The organism is Microbispora rosea, assembly GCF_044460045.1.
In the GTDB taxonomy this organism is placed as follows: Bacteria; Actinomycetota; Actinomycetes; order Streptosporangiales; family Streptosporangiaceae; genus Microbispora; species Microbispora rosea.
The window spans coordinates 456,009-473,380 of the sequence record NZ_JBITJO010000005.1 but is presented as its reverse complement, the minus strand read 5'-3'; the positions used below and the strand labels follow the sequence as shown (position 1 = coordinate 473,380).

Here is a 17,372-nt window from a genome sequence, read left to right as displayed (position 1 = left end):
TCAGCCTCCCGCGGCGGCGAGGGTGCCCAGGCACCCGCCGGCCAGGTTTCGGTACACGGACTCGGTCTGCTCGGCGATCCTCGGCCAGCCGTAACGGGCGCGGGCCCGCCGGGCTCCGGCGGCCGACAGCGCCGCCCGCAGTCCGGGCCGGGTCAGCAGATCGCAGAGCGCGCGGGACAGCGCGCGCGGCCGCCGGGGCGGCACGAGCACGCCGCATCCCGCGACGGTGTCGAGGTGGCCGCCGACCGCGGAAGCGACCACCGGCACCCCGCAGGCCAGGGCCTCCAGGGGCACCATGCCGAACGGCTCGTACCAGGGGACGGTCACCAGAACGTCCGCGGAGCGCATGAGGGCCGGCACGCCGGCCCGGCTCACGCTGCCGATCAGCCGGACCCGGTCGCCGACGCCGAGGCCGTCGGCCAGCGCGCGCAGCCGCGTGCTCTCCTCGTCGCCCGGGTCGCCGCCCGCGATGACGAGCTCGGCGCCGGGCACGTGCCGCATCGCCCGGACGACGGTGTCCACCCCCTTGCGGGGCACCATGCGGCCGATGCTCAGCACCCGGGGCCGGTCGCCGCGCGGGGCGGCCGGGCCGTCCGGGCGGAACACGCCGAGGTCGACGCCGCACGGCACGACCGCGATCCGGTCGCGCGGCACGCCCATCGTGACCAGTTCGCCCACCTCGTCGGAGCAGGTCGCGACGACCGCGACCGCCCGGTGGCCGATGTCGCGCTCGATCGCGAGCCGGCTCGGCGGGCTGGTGTCGGCCTCGCCCTGCCAGCGCCGCTTCACGGTGCCGAGCGCGTGGTAGGTCTGCACGACCGGGATCTCAAGAGGCTCCGCCGCCGTCAGCGTGGCCAGCCCGCTCATCCAGAAGTGCGCGTGCGCCACGTCGGGCGGCTCGGCCTTCCACCTGCGGGCCAGGTGCGCCCCGAACTCCGGCATGTGCGGCAGCAGCTCGTCCTTGGGCAGCGGTTCCGCCGGGCCGGCCGGCACGTGCTCGACGGTGACGCCGGGCGCCATCGGGACGACGTCCGGCTGGCCGGGGCAGGTCCGCCGGGTGTGCACGACGACCTCGTTGCCCCGTTCGGCCAGGGCCAGTGCCAGGGCCGCGACGTGCACGTTCTGCCCGCCGGCGTCCACACCGCCGAGGGTCGCCAGCGGGCTGGCGTGCTCCGACACCAGGGCGATCCTCATGGCACCCTCTCCTTCACCGCCTCTTCGGCGGGGATGAGGCGGCGCACCGCGGCGACCACCTGCTCGCCGCCGACCGTGGCCAGGCACGGGTGCCCGGGCACGGGGCAGACGCGCGCCCTGCTTCCCCGGCAGGGGGCGTCCTGGTCGCCGAGCACCACCGTGGGCACGCCGTACGGCGCCCAGCGGGCGGCGGGCACGACCGGCGCGAACAGGCTGACCACGGGCGTGCCGACGGCCGCCGCGAGGTGGGCGGGGCCGGTGTTGGCGGCGACCACCGCCGACGCCCCGGCCAGCACGCCGGCGAGCTCCGCGAACGTGGTCGCCCCGCCCAGATCGAGCGCGGGGCCGGAGACGAGCGCGGTCAGCGCGCGCTCTCCCGGGCTGCCGGTGACGACGACCCGCTCACCCGCGGCCAGCAGCGCCTCGACCGCCTCCGCCCACCGCTCGGCGGGCCACGCCCTGGCCGGCGCGGTCGTGCCGGGATGCACCACCACATAACCGGGCGGGCCGGTGAGGTGCTCCACGTCCGGCAGCGGACCACGCACGGCGAGCCGCCCGTCGTCGCCCAGCGGAAGCTCGAAGCCGGCGGCGCGCGCGAGGCCGAGCATCCGCTCCGGCTCGGGGAGGTCCACGCTCTCGTCCACGACGTGCCGCACGTCGAGCAGTGAGCCGGGGTAGTCCTCGCTGATCGCGGCGATCCGCGGCACTCCGGCCAGCCGGAGCAGCAGGGCCGTCGGCAGCGCCGACTGGTGGAAGGACGTGAAGACGACGGCCGCGTCCGGGCCGACGGCGCGAACCTGCTCGACCAGGCGGGCCGCGTGCTCGGAGGTCATCGGGATCCGGTCGGGGTCGATCCACGGGGCACGCCATTCCAGCACGCGGTCGACGCCGGGCAGCAGTTCGGCCGCGGCCCTGCCGTACGGACCGGCGAGCATCACGACCTCCCGCGCCCCGGCGGCGACGGCGCGCACGGCGGGCCCCGCGAGCAGCACGTCCCCCGCGTTGTCGGGCCGCACCACCAGAGCGGTCCCGATCACGAGCGCCTCCCCGTCCGTGCCTTCACCTCGCCTCTGATCCGGTGCGCGCAGGCCACCGGAGGGATGACCAGGCTGGTCACGGCCATGCGCGCGACCTCCTCCGGCGTACGCGGGCCCGGGGCGATGCGCGCCCAGGCGAACTCGGCGGAGAGGCCGAGCCAGGCCAGTCCCGCCGCGGCGGCCAGTCGCCGCCCCCCGCCGGCGGCGAGCGTGAGCGCGAGCAGGCCCATGCCGGTGGTGAGGGCGTGCCGCTTGAGCCGGCCGCCGTGGCCGCCGATGGCCGCCCGCCAGTCGCGGCCGTGCACGCGCCGCATGAGCGCGTCGGACGCGTTGCCGCGCTGGAAGCGCACGCTGGACCAGAAGCCGTCGTCGCGCATCGGGTGGCGGGTCAGGCGTTCGCCCTTCACCAGCGCGAACCCGGCCCGCTCGACCCGCAGCGCGAGGTCGGCGTCCTCCCGGTAGGCGCCGGGGAAACGCTCGTCGAAGCCGCCGGTCGCCTCCAGGGCGGTCCTGCGGTAGGCCATGTCGGCGGTGATCCAGTCGGCGTCGGCCAGCCCGGCGGTGTTGCGCTCCGCGTCGGTCGGGCGGCGGCCCGGCGGCAGCGGCACCTCCAGCCGTCCCTGGCTCCCGCCGACGTTCCCAGGCAGGCGGGCGAGGTCGTCCGTCAGCGCGCGGACCCAGCCGGGGCCCGGCACCACGTCGTCGTCGAGGAACACCACCCACGGCGTCGTCGCGGCCCGCCATCCGGCGTTGCGCGCGGCGGCCGGGCCGCGCCCGCCCGACCTGAGCAGGCGCACGCGGCCGGGCACCGGCAGCGGCTCGCGGCCCTCCTCCGGCCGGTCGTCCACGACGACGATCTCAGGGCCGGGACCGACGGCGGCGAGCGTGGCGGCCAGGCTCGGGCGCCCGATCGTCGGGACGACGACCGTGACGGCCTGTCCCGTTTCTTGGTGCGGCTCCCCGGTGGGAGCCGTGTTCGTCTCCTGGGTCATCTCAGTCGTCATCCGGCGAACACCGCCCCCCTGCGCACGACGTACGGACCGAGGACGAGCACGTCCACCGGGGCCGAGCCGAAGCACTCCAGCGCGTCGCGGGGGTCGTCCACCATCGGCCGGCCGGCCGTGTTGAGGCTCGTGTTGACCACCACAGGCAGCCCGGTGCGCGCCTCGAACTCCTCGAGCAGCCTTGCCAGCAGCGGGTCGCGGCCGCGCTCGACCGTCTGGATCCGGGCCGTGCCGTCGACGTGCACGACCGCGGGGAGGCGGTCGCGCCACTCCGGCCGCACGTCGTGGACGAACAGCATGTACGGGCTCGGCGTCGGGCCCCTGTCGAAGATCATGGGGGCGCGTTCCGCCAGCACCATCGGGGCGATGGGACGGAACTGCTCGCGGCCCTTCACGTCGTTGAGCCGCTCGGTGTTGCGGGGGTTGCCGGGGTGGGCGAGCAGCGACCGGCGGCCGAGCGCGCGGGGGCCGTATTCGGCGCGCCCCTGGAACCAGGCGATCACGCGGTCGGCCGCGAGTTCGGCGGCGACGGTCGCGGCGAGGTCGGCGGGGCGCTCGTACGGCACGCGCGCGACGTCGAGCCAGGCGCCCAGCTCCTCGTCGGTCCAGCTTCGCCCGAGGTCGGCGCCGGGCATCGGCGTGACGGGGTCGCCACCGGCCTGGGCGAGGTGCAGCGCTCCCCCGAGCGCGGTGCCCGAGTCGCCCGCCGCGGGCTGCACCCAGACCTCCTCGAACGGGCCCTCGGCGAACAGCCGGGTGTTGGCCACGCAGTTGAGCGCCACTCCCCCGGCCATCGTGAGACAGCGTGCGCCGGTGCGCTCGTGCAGCCACCTGGCGAGGTCGAGCAGCACCTCCTCAAGGCGGATCTGCACGCTCGCGGCGAGGTCGGCGTGGTCGGCCGTCCACTTCTCGCCCTTGCCGAGCGCCTTGGCGTAGACGCTCCAGTCGATCGGCTCGACCCGGAAGCCGCCGTCGCCGGTGGGGTGGACGAGCTCGCGCATCTCGCGCAGGAAGCGCGGCTCGCCGTAGGAGGCGAGGGCCATCACCTTGTACTCGTCGCTCGACCGGAGGAAGCCGAGGTGCTGGGTGAGGTCCTCGTACATCAGCCCGAGGGAGTGCGGCAGCGCCTGGCTGGCCAGGACGGTCAGCTCGCCGTCCCGGTAGTGCCCGGCCAGGTGCGAGACGGCCTCGCCGCGGCCGTCACAGACCAGCACCGCCGACTCGCGGTAGGGCGCGGCCAGCCCGGCCGACGCGGCGTGCGCGATGTGGTGGGGGACGAAGCGCACCTGGGCGGCGTCGAGCCCGGGCAGCGCGGTGGCCAGGAAGTTGGGGGCGCGGCGTGCGTAGGTGGTGCGCAGGTCCTCCCAGTGCCCGTCCTGCCCGGGCCCGCCGGGCACCACGAGCTCGGGGTCGTAGGAGTAGGCGACGCCGTCGAGGTCCTCGGGCCGCAGGCCGGCCTGTTCGAGACACCACGCGGCGGCCAGCTCCGGCAGTTCCCAGGCGGAGAAAGGAACCGGGCGCTTGCCGTGCTTGCGCCGGCTGAAGCGCTCTTCCTCTGCTGCGGCGATCACCTCACCATCCACGACCAGCGCGGCGGCTGGATCATGAAAAATCGCATTTATCCCCAAGAACCGCATCGGTTTCCCTCCGTTGCGCAGTGGAGGTCTGGTTACCGAGAGAAGCGCTACTAAACACTCCTTTGTAGAGAAGTCGACGTGAGTGGGGGATGCACTCAATAACTACTACTCTGAGTAGTCATGGGCGGAGTCGTGGCGGTGTTTGCCGATCTGTCCCCCGGGTAGCCCGGCGGGCGATTCACGCAGGAGGTCGCTCGTGTCCCAGCCCGCCCGTCCACCCGCCGCGGTGCTTTTCGACCGTGACGGAACGCTCATTCACGACGTTCCTTACAACAGTGATCCTGAGCGGGTGGAGCCCGTCGCCGGGGCCAGGACCGTGCTCGACCGGCTGCGCGCGGAGGGCGTCCCGGTCGGGATCGTGACCAACCAGTCGGGAGTCGCCAAGGGCCTGATCGCCCCGGAGGCCCTGCGCGCCGTCAACGACCGGGTGGACGCGCTGCTCGGCCCCTTCGACGTGTGGGAGGTCTGCCCGCACGACGACGGCGACCGCTGCGACTGCCGCAAGCCCGCGCCCGGTCTCGTGCTGCGCGCGGCCCGGCGGCTCGGCGTACGTCCGGAGGACTGCGTGGTGATCGGCGACATCGGCCGGGACGTCGAGGCCGCTCGCGCCGCCGGCGCCCGGGGCATCCTCGTGCCGACCCCGGTGACGCTGCCCGAGGAGGTCGCGGCCGCCCCCGAGGTGGCGCCCGACCTCGCCGCGGCCGTCGATCTGGTGCTCGGGGGAATTCAGCTCAGAGCTGAGGATGAAGGGGCATGACCAGGGCAGATGGGTGAGGCGCCCGCGGGCGGAGGGCACGGTGTTCCGAGGTCGGCAGAACGGGGAGCGACGCGATGAAGATCATGGTCTGGCATGTCCACGGCTCGTGGACCACCTCTTTCGTGCATGGACGGCACGACTATCTGGTGCCGCTCACCCCCGACCGGGGGCCGGACGGGCGAGGCCGGGCCGACACCTATCCCTGGCCCGGCACCGTGCGGGAGGTGCCGTACGACCGGCTGGCCGGCGAGGACGTCGACGTGGTCGTCTACCAGCGGCCGCACGAGCTCGACCTGGCCCGCGAATGGCTGGGGCGCGACGTGCCCGGCGTCTACGTCGAGCACAACACGCCCGCGGGGGACGTGCCCAAGACCCGTCATCCGCTGGCCGACCGCGACGACATCCCGATCGTCCACGTCACCCACTTCAACGACCTGTTCTGGGACTCCGGCCGCGCCCCCACCCACGTCATCGAGCACGGCGTCGTCGACCCCGGCTACCTCTACACCGGCGAACTGCCCCGTGCCGGCGTGGTCGTCAACGAACCGATCAGGCGCTGGCGGGTCGCGGGCACCGACCTGCTGCCCACGTTCGCCGCCGCGACCCCGCTCGACGTGTTCGGCATGAAGGTCACCAACCTGCCCGCCAAACTCGGCCTGGCCGGGGAGATGGAGGCGTTCGAAGACCTGCCGCAGGCCGCCATGCACGCCGAGCTGGCCCGCCGCCGGGTCTACCTGCACCCCTACCGCTGGACCTCGCTCGGCCTGTCACTCATCGAGGCCATGATGATCGGCATGCCGGTCGTCGCGCTCGCCACCACCGAAGCCGTGGAGGCCGTGCCGCCGGAGGCCGGAATCGTCTCCACCAAACTGCCCACGCTGCTACAGGCACTCAACCAGTTCGCCAACGAACCCGAGCTCGCCGTCCAAGCGGGCAAGGCCGCCCGCTCGGCCGCACTGGCCCGATACAACCTCGACCGCTTCCTCACCGCCTGGGACACCCTGCTCACCACCATCGTCCCCGAATGACCCGTCAACCGACCCCGGGACGATCAGGCAGCAGCATTCCGCGCCACGGTGATGGTGAACGTGGTCTCCATCGCTCTGGCGAGACGGTCCAGCATGGCCAGTGTGGGCACACCGCCGCCGCCCTCGATACGCGACAGGGCCGGCTGACTGATATTGGCCCGCCGGGCCACTTCGGCCTGCGTCAGACCCAGCTCGATTCGCCGGGAACGGATCATGTCGCCGAGCTGTAGATCCAGCCCAGCCTGGATGTATTCGGGATGCTCAGCCGCCTCCTCCCGCAGGCTGGCAGTCCTCAGCGTCTTCCACCTGCTGTGTCCCGTCATGATCCGCTCCTTTCAAACAGATGCGTAGTCGCGTCGAGATGAGTCGCCTCGCAAATCTGCTTGGCCTTCACCGCACGCTCGACATCGTCATGCTGAGGCCCCTCCCGGGTTTTCTGGAACACCGTGAGAAGCACGATCACCCTCCCCCGCCCTGAAGGCAACCAGTAGCTGATCCTCCACGAGGTCTCCCCGAGAATGACTCGCAGTTCTCGCACTCCGTCCCGTAAAGCCTTGGTGTGCACCGCATGCTCCCCTGCGGGGCCGCCATCAGACGTAGGCGCCGCTCCCGGCCGAGGCGGGACCTTGATTGTTTACCGAGAACGGGGCACCGCGAGGGCAGGTGATCCGGTCCGGGTGGGAAAAGGCTCCTCATGATGCGCAACCTGGTGAACGGCGCCGTCGGCGGCGCGCTCGCGACGGCCGTGTACAGCGCGATGCTGATGGCCGCGGACAGGGCCGGCCTGCTGGAGGAGCCGCCACCGCGGCGGTTCGCGCGGCTGACCCTTCCCGGGCGGGACAAGCCCAGGAGGGGCGAGAACGTGCTCGGCACGATCGCGCACTTCGCGTTCGGCTCCTCCTGCGGTTCGGTGCTGGGCCTGTTGTCGGCGGGGCAGCGGGTGCCCGTTCCGATCGGCACGGCGTACGGGTTGCTGGTGTGGTATTTCGGCTACCAGGGCCTGGCGCCGAGCGTCGGCGCGTACCCGCCCGTCCCGAAGGACCGCCCCGGCCGCCAGGCCGCGCTGCTGGCGGGACACCTGCTGTGGGGCACCGCGCTCGCCTTCGCGCTCAACCGGCTGCGTACCGAGAAGGCGCCGATGACCGCCGAACTCGCGCCTCGCATGCGCGAGCAGGTCCGGCGCGTCATGCCCACCCCCGAGCCGGTCTCCGCACGCTGATCCGGCCCGCTCGTCCGGCTACCAGAAGCCGACTTCCGAATACTTGGCCGACGGCCCGTCCAGCAGCGGCCGTCGCTCGCCCTTCAGGTGGGTGTCGAGAAAGGCGGTGACGTAGTCCCGGGTGATCCGCAGGGATCGCTCACCGTTCATCGGGGCGACCTGCATGCCGAGCTGCGGCCCGAGCACCGCGTAGTCGACGAAGCTCACGTGCTCGGCACCGGTGACGGTGAGCCAGCGCTTCCACGTGCCGGTGACATGGGGCCAGAACAGGTCCCACGACTTCGGCTCCCCGCCGGCGACCGGCTGCTGCCGAGGGTTGCCGATCATCATGAACGGCTTGGTGATCGGCTTGGCGGGAGTCGTGGGGTTGTAGGAGCCGTCCAGGTTGACCGCGGCCGTGATCCGATCGCTCACGGCGAGCAGGTGGGCCGCGCTCTGGCCGCCGACCGAGTGCCCGACCATCGCGATCCTGCGCTCGTCGATCAGCCGGTTCCAGCGCCTCGTCCGCTCCAGCCGGTCCAGCACGAAGGTCGTGTCCGCCGCCCGCACCCGGGCGACCTTCTCCCCCAGCTCCGTGGTCTGACCACCCGCACCGGCCTCGAACGTGACGGTCCTGCCGCCGGGGAAGGTGGTGGCGACCGACTCGTAGGTGTGCTCGATGCCCGCGACCACGTAGCCCCGGCTGGCGAACTCCTCGGCCAGCGAGGTCAGCGTGGCCCGTGGCATGGTCATGCCGGGCGACATGACCACCAGCGGCCATCCACCTCTCTTCGCCAGCGCGGGCACGTCGGCGCGGGCGTACGTCCTCGTCTTCGTGAGCGTGTCCGGCGGGAGGTCCTTCAGCTGGGGGAATCCCTTGAGGATCAGCGCCGACTCCTGCGGGGTGACGTACGGCGCGGTCGGGCCCTTCGCCTTCACGGCCGGATACCAGAGGGAGACCATCAGCTCTCGCGGCCTGCCGTCCACCCAGGGGTCGGGCCGATGGGAGTCGACCAGGTGGACGTCGGACCGTCCGACCGCGTAACGCCCGGTCGGAGCGGGCAGGGCGGGCTTGGTGGCGGCGGCGGTGGCGGCGGGGGCGGCGGAGGTGCCGCCGGTCAGCGGAGCCAGGGCGATCACGCCGGCGATCAGGAGATGTCTCATGCCCGTCACCCTGCCGGGCGGCGCCGCCGTACCGTCCCCTGCGAAGGTCACGCGACGTGCGCGACTTTCGTAGGGGGTCGCCCCGCCGGACGCAGCAATAGCCTCTGAGCGTGAACATCCTGGATCGGGCCCTGCCGTGGGCGCTCGGCGCCGCGGTGTTCCTGCTCTGCGCGGGCTCCGCGTACGGCTGGGCCGGCGTCGCGACGACGCTGCCCGCCCCGGTGGCCCTGACGATCGCCGCGGCCGCGGGGGCGGCCGCCGTCGTCGCCCGGCGTTCGGTCTGGCCGGTGACCGTGATGGCGGCCGTCGCCTACGTCTGGCCGGCCATGTGGCCGCCGGCGGTGGTGGCCTCCTACTACGCGGGCCTGCACTTGGGGCGCCGCCGGGCCCTGTGGCTCTACGCGGCCGGCGCGTCCGCGGTGTGGGCGCTGGGCGGGGTGGTCTCCTCCCTGAGCGGCGGCCACCGGGCGCTGGCGATGGGCTCTTCGCCGAACGTGCTCATCCTGGGCGGTGCGCTGGTCGGGCTTCCGCTGGTGGCCGGCTTGTGGAGCCACGCCAGACGGCAGGTGCTCGTGGCCATGCGCGAGCGAGCCGAACAACTGGTGCGGGAACAGGTCCTGCGCGCGGATCAGGCACGCGCCCAGGAACGCGCCCGCATCGCGCGGGAGATGCACGACGCGGTCGCGCACCGGGTGTCGCTGATGGTCCTGCACGCCGGCGCGCTGGAGGTCGGCGCGCCGGACGAGCGCACGGCCAAGGCGGCCGCTCTGATCGGCGACGTCGGCAGGGAGGCGCTGAGCAACCTGCGCGAGGTGCTCGGCGTCCTGCGCGCTCAGGACGCCTCCCGCGACCCGCAGCCCACACTGGCCGACCTCGACCGGCTGCTCGCGCAGTCTCGCGCTCTCGGCCTCGTGGTCAACCGGCGTGACGAGGGCCAGGCCCGCCCGATCGGGCAGTCCGCGGAACGCACCGCCTATCGGGTGGTGCAGGAGGCGCTGGCCAACGTGCACAAGCACGCGGGCGGCGCCGAGACCGACGTGGCCGTCCGTTACCTGCCCACCGGTCTGGAGATCGTCATCCGCAACGCGCCGTCCGCCGCACGCGAGGAACTTCCGAAGTCCGGCTGGGGCCTGGTCGGCCTGCGCGAACGTGTCGAATTGCTCGGGGGGACCCTGGAGGCCGGCCCGTACGACGGCGGTTTCCAGGTACGGGCGAGGATTCCCGCCGCATGATCCGCGTACTGATCGTCGACGACGAGGCGCTGGTCAGGTCGGGGCTGCGGATGATCCTGGAGGCGGCGGGCGACGTGGTGGTCGTCGGCGAGGCACGCGACGGCGAGGAGGCGATCGGCGCGGCCGCCCGGCTCAGGCCCGAGGTCGTGCTCATGGACGTCCGGATGCCCGGCATGGACGGCCTGACCGCCACGGGACGGCTTCTGCGCGCCGCCGGCCCCCCGAAGGTGGTCATGGTGACCACCTTCGACCTGGACGAGTACGTCCACGAGGCGCTGCGTCTCGGCGCCGTGGGGTTCCTGCTCAAGGACACCCCGCCACGTGAACTGATCGCCGCGGTCCGCACGGTCGCCGAGGGCAACGCGATGCTCTCGCCATCCGTGCTCAAACGGCTCCTCGGCTCGTTCGCGCACAAGGCGCCCTCGCGTGCCGAGGTCGCGCGTCAGCGGCTCGCCGCCCTCACGGCCAGGGAGGAGGACGTGGTCAGGGCGCTGGCACGCGGCCTGTCGAACGCCGAGATCGGGCGGGAGTTGAAGCTGTCGGAACCGACCGTCAAGGCGCACGTGAGCCGGCTGCTCGCCAAGCTGGGCCTGGCCAACAGGGTGCAGGCGGCGATCCTCGTCCACGACGCCGACCTCGGGTGACGCCCGGGCCGGGACCCCTTACGCGACGAAAGTAGGGGGTGACGTCTGCCGATCGTCCGATGTGCCGTGACCCGCGGACTGTCTAGCTTCGTGGCGTGTCGGCCCCGACCCCTGTGTGAGGGACGGGCCCGCGTCCGATCCGGGATCTCCCGGATGTCCTCGACGCCGACAGGCCGACACGGTGTACGGGTGTCCAACGATCGGAGTCACGCTCATGACGCACGCCATCCTCGACCTGGTCCAGCAGGTGATGTCATCGCCCTGGCTGTACGTGGCGCTGTTCGCCCTGGCGCTGCTCGACGGGTTCTTCCCCGTCGTGCCGGCCGAGACCTCGGTGATCACCGCCGCGGTGTTCGCCGCGTCGGGCGAGACCAACCTGGCCCTGGTCATCGTGGTCGCGGCCCTCGGCGCGTGCGCGGGTGACCACGTCTCCTATCTGATCGGCAGCAGGTCGGCGGGCAGGCTGCGGGAGAAGAAGCCGTTCGTCTGGGCGCGGAAGGCGCTGGCCGAGCGGGGCGGGCTCGTCCTGGTCGTGGCCAGGTACATCCCCGGCGGGCGCACCGCGACCACGGTCACCATGGGCGCCGTACGGTATCCGCTGCGCTCGTTCACGTTCTTCGACGCGATCGCGGCGGGTTCGTGGGCGGTGTACTCCGGGCTGATCGGCTTCTTCGGCGGGATGGCGTTCGAGAACGACCCGATCAAGGGCCTGCTCCTCGGCCTCGGCATCGTGCTGTCGATCACCGTGGTCGTCGAGGTGGTGAGATGGCTCAGGAGACGACGCGCCGCCCGGCTCTCCCTCGATCGTCCTCCCACCCCGTCGACAGGGGAAGAATGTGATCTCGTGTCTGCCGCCGATTCACGGCAGCGCTGACCGACCGAGGAGGAGCAGATGAGCAAGCTCGACGAGAACGCCGTGGCTCTGCTGAAGGAACCGGTCCACGCCTGGGTGACGACGGTCCGGCCGGACGGATCGCTGCACAACACCGTGGTGTGGGTCGACTACGACGGAGACACGGTGATCTTCAACACCGCCGTGGGGCGGGCGAAGGAGCGGAACCTGCGGGCCGACCCCCGGGTGTCGGTCAGCGTGCTCGACCCGGAGAACGCCTTCCGCTTCGTCAGCGTCTCGGGCACCGCCGAACTGGAGCTCGAAGGCGCGGACGCGGTCATCGACGGCCTGGCGAAGAAGTACCTCGGCGTGGACGCCTACCCCTACCGGCAGCCGGGAGAGCAGCGCATCACCGTGCGCGTCGTGCCCGAGAAGGTCGTCTTCAGCGCCGGCCGCTGACCGGGCGCCCTGTGCGGCGGCGGCGCCGGGGTCCCGCTCACACGGCGGCGCGCAGGTAGGCGAGCACGGCGAGCACCCGGCGGTGGTCGTCGGCGTCCGGGGGCAGGTCGAGCTTGGCCAGGATGCTCGCGATGTGCTTGGCGACCGCCGCCTCGGAGACGAACAGCGCGCGGGCGATCGCGGCATTGGACCGTCCCTCCGCGACGAGCGCGAGCACTTCGCGCTCGCGCGGCGTGAGCCGGGCCACCGGGTCGCGCCGCCCGCGCAGCAACTGCCTGACGACCTCGGCGTCGATCACCGTGCCGCCGCCCGCGACCGTGGCCACCGCGTCGGCGAACTGCGTGACGTCGCCGATGCGGTCCTTCAGCAGGTAGCCGACGCCGCCCCCGCCCGGGGAGCGGGTCTGGTCGAGCAGCTCGGCGGCGTAGGTCTGCTCGACGTACTGGCTGAGGACCAGCACCGCGAGGGACGGCCGCGCCGCCCGCAGCTCCAGCACGGCCCGCAGCCCCTCGTCGCTGTAGCCGGGCGGCATGCGCACGTCGGCGACGACGACGTCCGGGTCCTGCCCGGCGACCGCCTCGATCAGCCCGGGGGCGTCGCCGACGGCCGCGACGACGCTGTGCCCGAACCGTTCGAGCAGGCCGGCGAGGCCCTCCCTGAGCAGCACCGAGTCTTCGGCGATCACCACGCGCACGGAAACTCCGCCCTCACCGTGGTCGGGCCGCCGTACGGGCTCTCGACGGTCAGCGCGCCCCCGACGGCCGACACCCGGTCGGCGAGCCCGGTCAGGCCGGTGCCGCGCGCCGGGTCCGCTCCCCCGCGCCCGTCGTCGGCGATCTCCAGCACGAGGCTGTCCCCGCGCAGCCGGCCGCGCACCGCGCAGGAACCGGCCCCGCTGTGCTTGGCCACGTTCGCCAGCGCCTCGCAGGCGACGTAGTAGGCCGCCGCCTCCACCCGCTCGGGCGGCCGCCGGTCGAGCTCGACGTCCACCCGCGCGGGCACCGGCGACCTGCCGGCCACATCGCGTACGGCGGCGGGCAGCCCGCGGTCGGCGAGCACCTGCGGATGGACGCCGCGGATCAGCTCGCGCAGCTCCGCGAGCGCCTGACCGGCCAGCTCGCGCGCCTCGTCGAGCCGCACGGCCGCGGGCGAGCCCGGCGGAAGGTCGAGCCCGGCCAGGCCGAGTTTCATCGACAGCGCGACGAGCCGCTGCTGCGCGCCGTCGTGCAGGTCGCGCTCGATGCGGCGGCGCTCGGCCTCGAAGGCGTCCACCAGCCGCGTGCGGGAGCGCGCGATCTCCCGCATCTCGGCCTCCTGCGGCACGAGCATCGCCCGCGCCATCGCCGCCCGGGCGCCCGCCCAGGCGGCCACCGTGTACGCCGCGACGGGCACCAGCAGCAGCCCGACGGCCGATCCGAGAAAGGTCTCCCCCAGCGTGGCCTCGCCTTCGGGAGCGGTCGGCTGCACGAGCGGGGAGAGGATCAGCACCACAGGCCCGGCGATCGCGGCCGCCACCAGCAGCAGGTCGGCCCACCAGAGCGCGACCAGCGCCACGACGGCGTGCCCCGCCTCGCGCCACCCCGGCCACCAGCCGTCCGGCAGTCCGCGCACCGGCTGCCGGTCAACGAGGCGCATCCGCCACCGCTCGAACCGGGCCACGGGCGTCAGCAGCAGCGCGGCCACCCCCAGGGACAGCGGCACGGAGAGCAGGCCCCCCACCGCGCGGACGGGCGCCAGGACGGCGGCGAAGGCCAGGCCGGGGACGACCCCGGCCAGCAGGTATGCCAGAGACCTCCACGGCCAGGCCGAGGCGAGGAAACGCTGCGGCGGCCCGGCGAGCGCGTCCAGCGCGGTCCGGGGCACCAGGGGCACGGGAGCGGGGGCGGAGGCGGAGGCGAGGAGCGGGGTGGCCACGGCACCGACGCTAACCGCTGGGCGCGCCGATGTCGGTAGTGCTGGGGATACCCCCGGTTCTCGCCCCAGCGCCAGTGCCTCGCGGCCCCGCCGCCGATTGGCTGAGCGACATGACACAGACAACCGGGCAGGCGGTCCTGCTCGACGCGGTCCGCGTGGTGTACGGCACCGGGCCCAGCGCGGTGACCGCTCTCGACGGCGTGACCCTCGGCTTCGGCCAGGGCACCTTCACCGCCGTGATGGGGCCCTCCGGCTCCGGCAAGTCCACGCTGCTGCACTGCGCCGCCGGGCTCGACCGGCCGGCGTCCGGCGCCGTGCTGATCGGCGACACCGACCTCGGCCCGCTGAGCGAGAAGGCGCTCACCCTGCTGCGCCGGGAAAGGATCGGCTTCGTATTCCAGGACTACAACCTGGTCGACGCGCTCACCGCGGAGGAGAACGTGGCGCTCCCCCTCCGCCTGGCCGGGCGCCGCCCCGGCCCTGACGAGGTGCGCGACGCGCTCGCCCGGGTCGGCCTTGACCGGCGGGGCGGGCACCGGCCCGCCGAGCTGTCCGGCGGCGAGCGGCAGCGGGTGGCGATCGCCCGTTCACTCATCACCCGGGCGCGAGGAACCGGGCCCGCCGTGCTCTTCGCCGACGAGCCGACCGGCGCGCTCGACCGGGCCGCGTCCCGCGTGGTCATGGAACTCCTGCGCGCGCTGGTCGACGCCCACGGGCAGACCGTCGTCATGGTCACGCACGACCCCGCCGCCGCGGCGTACGCGGACCGGGTCGTGCTGCTGGCCGACGGCCGGCTCGCGGGGGAGCTCGGGCGGTCGAGCGCCGCCGAGATCGCCGCCCGCATGGCCCTCCTGGAGGAGGCATGCTGACCCCGTCTCTGCTCCGTTCTCTGCTCCGGAGCCGGTGGACCGGGCTCGCGGGCACCTTCGTCGCGCTCTGCCTCGGCGCCGCGGTCCTCACCGCGAGCGCGCTGCTGCTGACGTCGGCGGGCCCGCGGGTGCCCGCCCGGTACGCCGCCGCGCCCCTGCTCGTGCACACCCCCGGCGTGCCCGGGGACGACAACGCCTTCGCCGAGAACCGGCCCTGGTCCCCGGAGACGGTGGAGGCGCTGGTCCGCGCGCTGACGCCGGTGCCCGGCGTGGCGGCGGCCGTCCCCGACCGCGCCTTCTACGCCCAGGCCGTCGTCCGGGGCAGGCCGGCCGGCGCGCACGAGGCACGGGGCTGGAGCACCGCGGCCCTGGCGCCGCACCGGCCGGTGGCGGGCAGGCCGCCGGTCCGTGCCGGAGAGGTGGTGCTCGATCGCGCGCTCGGACTCGCACCCGGCTCACCCGTCACGCTGCTGACCGCCAGGGGCCCCGCGCCGTACACGGTCAGCGGGCTCACCGACGGTCCCGGGCCGTACGTCTCGGACGGCGAGGCCGCGCGTCTCGGAGGCGGCGTGCGCGTCATCGGACTGCTCACCCGGCCGGGGGCGGACCCTGCCGCTGTACGGGCCGCCGTGCGGCGCGCCGTGCTCGGCGTCGTCGGCGGGTCCGGGCGGGTGCTGGCGGGGCCGGACCGGGCGGCGGCCGAGCCCGCGGCCGACGCGCGGACCCGCTGGATCGGCATGCAGGTGCTGACCGCGATGGCGCTGCTCGGCGGGTTCGTGTCGGTGTTCGTGGTGGCCTCCACGTTCGCGTTCCGGGTCACGCAGCGGCGCCGGGAGTTCGGCCTGCTGCGGGCGGTCGGCGCGACCCCGCGGCAGGTGCGGCTGATCGTGTACGGCGAGGCGCTCGCCGTGGGCGTCGTCGCCGCCGCGGCCGGGGCGCTGCTGGGCGCGGCCGTCGCGCCCGCCGTGGGCGGGGTGCTCGTCGCCGCGGGCTTCGAGCCCGAGTCGTTCGGCGTGCGGTTCACCCCGCTGCCCGTGGCGGCGGCGGTCGTGGCCGGGATCACGGCGGGCCTGCTCGGCGCCTGGTCCGCCTCGGGCCGGGCCGCCCGCGTCCGCCCACTGGAGGCCCTTCGCGACCACGCGGCGGGCGGCACGCCGATGACGCGCGTGCGGTGGATCGCGGGCGTCGTGTCGGTCGCGGGCGGTCTGGCCCTGGCGGTGGCGAGCGGTTCCGCCGGCGAGGACGCCCTGGTCAACGACGTCCTGCTCGCCGCGATGGCGCTGATCGCCGGGCTCACCCTGCTCGCGCCGGTCGTCTTCCCGCCGCTCGTCCGCGGCTTCTCGTGGCCGATCTCCCGGCCGGCCGTGGGCATGCTGGCCGGGCGGAGCGCGATGACCGCCGTGCGGCGCACCGCCGCCACCGCGGCCCCGGTGCTGCTGACCGTGGGCTTCGCCGTGCTGGTCACGGGAATGGTGCGCACGACCGCCGCGGCGTACACGGCGGAGCGGGCGGCGAGCACCTCCGCGGCGGCGGTGCTCGTGCCCGACGGCGCCCCCGGCCTGTCGGACGCGGCGCTCGCGGCGGCGTCGGCCCCCGGAGCGATCACAGCCCCGCTGCCCACCACCGTGTACGGCGACCGGCCGCTCTCCGCGCTGGGCCACGGTGGCCTCGCCGGGGACGAAGCGGCGGTCTCCGAGTGGGTGGCCCGGGACCACGGCTGGCGCAAGGGAGACGTCGTGCCGCTCACCTTCGAGGACGGCAGCACGGTGCGCCTGCGGATCGCGGCGGTCCCGTCCGGCGCGCCGGCGGAGGTGCTGGTCTCCAGGGACACGGTGCGGGCGCACGACCCGTCGGCGCTGACCCCCGAGGCGTACGTGTCCCGGCCGGCCGGGATGGTCTTCCCGGGGGCGAGGACGGTGAGCGTCGCCGACCGCGCGGCCGGCGACCAGGCGGAGGAGGACCGGCTGGTCTGGCTGTTCACGCTCCTGCTGGTCGGGGTCTCGGCGGGATACTCGGGCCTGGCGATCGTCAACACGCAGGTCATGGCGGCGTCGGCACGCGCGCGCGAGTTCGCGGTCCTGCGCCTGTCCGGCGCGACGCGGCGGCAGGTGATCGCGGCGGCGGCCGTCGAGGCGGCGCTCGTCACCGGAATCGGCGCCGTGCTCGGTCTCGCCGTGGCCGTTCCCGCGCTGCTCGGAATGCGCGCCGGGCTGGCGCAGAAGTCCGGCGCGGCCGTTCCCCTGGTCGTCCCCTGGCCCACGGTCGCGGCAGTCGTCGCCGCCTGTCTCGTCCTGGCCGCTGGAGCGAGCACTGTTATCTCAGGAAAAACATCCTTCACATTGAAAAGTGCTCATTCCAAGCCGCCTACCAGCGCAAATGCTTGATCAGGCAAAGCAAACGTCG

General features: G+C 74.0%; 18 protein-coding genes. 9 read left to right on the top strand and 9 right to left on the bottom strand.

Annotation, left to right across the window (positions count from 1 at the left end; all coding sequences use genetic code 11):
• The 4 genes from ACIBK1_RS24160 to ACIBK1_RS24145 are packed head-to-tail and all read right to left on the bottom strand — an operon-like array spanning position 1 to position 4,872.
• Positions 1 to 1,194 carry a glycosyltransferase gene (locus ACIBK1_RS24160; protein ID WP_396737815.1) on the bottom strand — a complete coding sequence of 398 codons (1,194 nt, stop codon included), beginning with the start codon at positions 1,192 to 1,194 and terminating at the stop codon, positions 1 to 3.
• The gene (locus tag ACIBK1_RS24155; protein ID WP_396737812.1) at positions 1,191 to 2,231 is read right to left on the bottom strand and encodes a glycosyltransferase family 9 protein; all 1,041 of its coding nucleotides are present in this window, start codon (positions 2,229 to 2,231) and stop codon (positions 1,191 to 1,193) included. Before ACIBK1_RS24155 ends, ACIBK1_RS24160 begins: the two co-directional genes overlap by 4 nt.
• Entirely contained in the window at positions 2,228 to 3,235 is a 1,008-nt protein-coding gene (locus tag ACIBK1_RS24150) for a glycosyltransferase family 2 protein (protein WP_396737809.1), read from the bottom strand. Before ACIBK1_RS24150 ends, ACIBK1_RS24155 begins: the two co-directional genes overlap by 4 nt.
• Entirely contained in the window at positions 3,232 to 4,872 is a 1,641-nt protein-coding gene (locus tag ACIBK1_RS24145) for a carbamoyltransferase (RefSeq protein WP_396737806.1), read from the bottom strand. The genes ACIBK1_RS24150 and ACIBK1_RS24145 overlap by 4 nt, the downstream gene beginning before the upstream one ends.
• A 196-nt stretch (positions 4,873 to 5,068) precedes the next feature.
• Here ACIBK1_RS24145 and ACIBK1_RS24140 point away from each other — a divergent pair, with 196 nt between their 5' ends.
• Together ACIBK1_RS24140 and ACIBK1_RS24135 are read left to right on the top strand one after the other, a co-directional pair.
• The gene (locus tag ACIBK1_RS24140; RefSeq protein ID WP_396737803.1) at positions 5,069 to 5,629 is read left to right on the top strand and encodes a D-glycero-alpha-D-manno-heptose-1,7-bisphosphate 7-phosphatase; all 561 of its coding nucleotides are present in this window, start codon (positions 5,069 to 5,071) and stop codon (positions 5,627 to 5,629) included.
• A gap of 74 nt (positions 5,630 to 5,703) precedes the next feature.
• Entirely contained in the window at positions 5,704 to 6,657 is a 954-nt protein-coding gene (locus ACIBK1_RS24135; RefSeq protein ID WP_396737800.1) for a glycosyltransferase, read from the top strand.
• A 23-nt stretch (positions 6,658 to 6,680) separates the two neighbouring features.
• Here the strand turns inward: ACIBK1_RS24135 and ACIBK1_RS24130 are convergent, their stop codons facing one another.
• Both ACIBK1_RS24130 and ACIBK1_RS24125 read right to left on the bottom strand, forming a co-directional pair.
• Positions 6,681 to 6,980 (bottom strand): helix-turn-helix domain-containing protein, encoded by a 300-nt coding sequence (locus ACIBK1_RS24130; protein WP_396737797.1) that lies wholly within the window; start codon positions 6,978 to 6,980, stop codon positions 6,681 to 6,683.
• A complete protein-coding gene (locus ACIBK1_RS24125) occupies positions 6,977 to 7,288 on the bottom strand; it encodes a type II toxin-antitoxin system RelE/ParE family toxin (RefSeq protein ID WP_081904049.1) in 312 nt (103 codons plus the stop codon). Before ACIBK1_RS24125 ends, ACIBK1_RS24130 begins: the two co-directional genes overlap by 4 nt.
• A 66-nt stretch (positions 7,289 to 7,354) precedes the next feature.
• Between ACIBK1_RS24125 and ACIBK1_RS24120 the strand changes: the two genes are divergently transcribed.
• The gene (locus tag ACIBK1_RS24120) at positions 7,355 to 7,876 is read left to right on the top strand and encodes a DUF6789 family protein (RefSeq protein WP_396737794.1); all 522 of its coding nucleotides are present in this window, start codon (positions 7,355 to 7,357) and stop codon (positions 7,874 to 7,876) included.
• An 18-nt stretch (positions 7,877 to 7,894) separates the two neighbouring features.
• Here the strand turns inward: ACIBK1_RS24120 and ACIBK1_RS24115 are convergent, their stop codons facing one another.
• Positions 7,895 to 9,019, bottom strand: coding sequence for an alpha/beta hydrolase family protein (locus tag ACIBK1_RS24115; RefSeq protein ID WP_396737791.1), 1,125 nt, complete (start codon positions 9,017 to 9,019; stop codon positions 7,895 to 7,897).
• Between the two features lie 110 nt (positions 9,020 to 9,129).
• Here ACIBK1_RS24115 and ACIBK1_RS24110 point away from each other — a divergent pair, with 110 nt between their 5' ends.
• The 4 genes from ACIBK1_RS24110 (at position 9,130) to ACIBK1_RS24095 (ending at position 12,186) form a co-directional block, all read left to right on the top strand.
• On the top strand, positions 9,130 to 10,251 hold the full coding sequence (locus ACIBK1_RS24110; RefSeq protein ID WP_396737788.1) for a sensor histidine kinase: 1,122 nt from the start codon (positions 9,130 to 9,132) through the stop codon (positions 10,249 to 10,251).
• Entirely contained in the window at positions 10,248 to 10,895 is a 648-nt protein-coding gene (locus ACIBK1_RS24105) for a response regulator (RefSeq protein ID WP_030511595.1), read from the top strand. Before ACIBK1_RS24110 ends, ACIBK1_RS24105 begins: the two co-directional genes overlap by 4 nt.
• Positions 10,896 to 11,109: 214 nt before the next feature.
• Entirely contained in the window at positions 11,110 to 11,769 is a 660-nt protein-coding gene (locus ACIBK1_RS24100; protein ID WP_396737784.1) for a DedA family protein, read from the top strand.
• Between the two features lie 18 nt (positions 11,770 to 11,787).
• Complete coding sequence (locus tag ACIBK1_RS24095; RefSeq protein WP_030511597.1) at positions 11,788 to 12,186, top strand: PPOX class F420-dependent oxidoreductase; 399 nt, start codon at positions 11,788 to 11,790, stop codon at positions 12,184 to 12,186.
• 37 nt (positions 12,187 to 12,223) lie between these two features.
• Here the strand turns inward: ACIBK1_RS24095 and ACIBK1_RS24090 are convergent, their stop codons facing one another.
• Both ACIBK1_RS24090 and ACIBK1_RS24085 read right to left on the bottom strand, forming a co-directional pair.
• On the bottom strand, positions 12,224 to 12,880 hold the full coding sequence (locus tag ACIBK1_RS24090; protein WP_396737781.1) for a LuxR C-terminal-related transcriptional regulator: 657 nt from the start codon (positions 12,878 to 12,880) through the stop codon (positions 12,224 to 12,226).
• Positions 12,868 to 14,100: a sensor histidine kinase gene (locus ACIBK1_RS24085; RefSeq protein WP_231514142.1), complete on the bottom strand. Its 1,233-nt coding sequence runs from the start codon at positions 14,098 to 14,100 to the stop codon at positions 12,868 to 12,870. Before ACIBK1_RS24085 ends, ACIBK1_RS24090 begins: the two co-directional genes overlap by 13 nt.
• Positions 14,101 to 14,210: 110 nt before the next feature.
• On the opposite strand from ACIBK1_RS24085, the gene ACIBK1_RS24080 reads away from it, so the two are divergent.
• Positions 14,211 to 14,969, top strand: coding sequence for an ABC transporter ATP-binding protein (locus ACIBK1_RS24080; protein ID WP_030511600.1), 759 nt, complete (start codon positions 14,211 to 14,213; stop codon positions 14,967 to 14,969).
• Complete coding sequence (locus ACIBK1_RS24075) at positions 14,963 to 17,353, top strand: ABC transporter permease (RefSeq protein ID WP_396737777.1); 2,391 nt, start codon at positions 14,963 to 14,965, stop codon at positions 17,351 to 17,353. Before ACIBK1_RS24080 ends, ACIBK1_RS24075 begins: the two co-directional genes overlap by 7 nt.
• Positions 17,354 to 17,372: the final 19 nt, after the last annotated feature.

What these genes read in the sequence shown, in the direction of transcription:
- ACIBK1_RS24105 (WP_030511595.1), top strand. Translation starts at nt 10,248, where the DNA reads ATGATCCGCGTACTGATCGTCGACGACGAGGCGCTGGTCAGGTCGGGG.
- ACIBK1_RS24150 (WP_396737809.1), bottom strand. Translation starts at nt 3,235, where the DNA reads ATGACGACTGAGATGACCCAGGAGACGAACACGGCTCCCACCGGGGAG.
- ACIBK1_RS24115 (WP_396737791.1), bottom strand. Translation starts at nt 9,019, where the DNA reads ATGAGACATCTCCTGATCGCCGGCGTGATCGCCCTGGCTCCGCTGACC.
- ACIBK1_RS24145 (WP_396737806.1), bottom strand. Translation starts at nt 4,872, where the DNA reads ATGCGGTTCTTGGGGATAAATGCGATTTTTCATGATCCAGCCGCCGCG.
- ACIBK1_RS24095 (WP_030511597.1), top strand. Translation starts at nt 11,788, where the DNA reads ATGAGCAAGCTCGACGAGAACGCCGTGGCTCTGCTGAAGGAACCGGTC.
- ACIBK1_RS24075 (WP_396737777.1), top strand. Translation starts at nt 14,963, where the DNA reads ATGCTGACCCCGTCTCTGCTCCGTTCTCTGCTCCGGAGCCGGTGGACC.
- ACIBK1_RS24135 (WP_396737800.1), top strand. Translation starts at nt 5,704, where the DNA reads ATGAAGATCATGGTCTGGCATGTCCACGGCTCGTGGACCACCTCTTTC.
- ACIBK1_RS24130 (WP_396737797.1), bottom strand. Translation starts at nt 6,980, where the DNA reads ATGACGGGACACAGCAGGTGGAAGACGCTGAGGACTGCCAGCCTGCGG.
- ACIBK1_RS24120 (WP_396737794.1), top strand. Translation starts at nt 7,355, where the DNA reads ATGCGCAACCTGGTGAACGGCGCCGTCGGCGGCGCGCTCGCGACGGCC.
- ACIBK1_RS24080 (WP_030511600.1), top strand. Translation starts at nt 14,211, where the DNA reads ATGACACAGACAACCGGGCAGGCGGTCCTGCTCGACGCGGTCCGCGTG.
- ACIBK1_RS24160 (WP_396737815.1), bottom strand. Translation starts at nt 1,194, where the DNA reads ATGAGGATCGCCCTGGTGTCGGAGCACGCCAGCCCGCTGGCGACCCTC.
- ACIBK1_RS24100 (WP_396737784.1), top strand. Translation starts at nt 11,110, where the DNA reads ATGACGCACGCCATCCTCGACCTGGTCCAGCAGGTGATGTCATCGCCC.